Source organism: Micromonospora sp. NPDC000207, from assembly GCF_040300925.1.
GTDB lineage: Bacteria > Actinomycetota > Actinomycetes > Mycobacteriales > Micromonosporaceae > Micromonospora.
On record NZ_JBEPEQ010000245.1, the window covers coordinates 1 to 1,065 of the forward strand.

Consider the following 1,065-nt stretch of genomic DNA (forward strand, 5'->3'; position numbering starts at 1 on the left):
CTCCGGAGCTGGCCGCCGAGGTCGACGCCCGGCGGCTGGCCGCCTTCGCCGCCGCCTGACGGCGACCGGTCCACCGGCGTCAGGCGGACCCGGTCGACTGACCGGCCCGGGTGCCGGTCAGTCGACGGAGCGCCAGGTAGCGGTCTGCCGGAACAGCAGGCCCCCGCCCTCGCCACCACCGTCACCGTTTCCGTTCCCGTTTCCGTTGCCGGGCGGAGGCGAGGAATCCGTCGGATCCGGGCTCGGGCTCTCGCCGGTGGGCTCCGGATCGGGCTCCTCCGCCACGCTGACCTCGATGGTGACCCGCTCGCCCACCTTGGCGTTGCGGCCCGCCGCCGGGTTCTGCCCGCTGACCCGACCGGCCTGCTCCGGTGGGACCTCCTCACCGTCGACGACCCGGGCCACCAGTCCGAGCTGCTCCACCTGTCGGACGGCCTCGCTGCGACTCAGCCCGTCCAGGTTCGGCACCCTCCGGATGTTGCCCCTGGAGACGTTGACGACGACCTTGGTGCCCTCGGCGACCTTGGTGCCCTCCTCCGGGTCGACCTTGACGACGGTCCCCTCCGGCTGGGCGTTGTCCACGTCCCGGCGTTCGACCACCAGCTTGCGATCCTCGATCTGCTGTTCGGCGTTGTCGAACGGGGAGCCGACCACCTTCGGGACGTCGACCTCCTGCGGACCACCGCAGATCTGGATGGTGACGGTCTGCTGGGGCTCCAACTGGGTGCCCGCCGCCGGTTCCTGCTCGACGACCTGGTTCTTCTCGCAGGTGCTGTTGAAGATCTGGTCCCCGACCACCGGGTTGAACCCGGCGGCACGTAACTCCTCGACCGCCTGGGCCTCCGTCTTCCCGGCCAACACCGGGACGGCCACCCGACTGTCCACCGGATCGTTGCTGTCGGGAAGCATCGCCACGACGAGCGCGATCACCGCCAGGACCCCGACGGCGGCGAAGAGGGCGATCAGCCAGGACGAGGTCCGTCGACGTCGGGCGTCGCCGACCCGGGCCGCAGGTGCCGTCCGGGGGGGCCCCCCCCCCGCGGGGGGGGGGGGGGCGCCCCCCCC

1 protein-coding gene is annotated in these 1,065 nt (G+C 72.7%); it reads right to left on the reverse strand.

The window, feature by feature from the left end:
- Positions 1–117: 117 nt before the first annotated feature.
- Positions 118–1,065 (reverse strand): PASTA domain-containing protein (locus tag ABT336_RS27460; protein WP_350900512.1); only part of this gene is annotated, 948 nt, incomplete at its 5' end.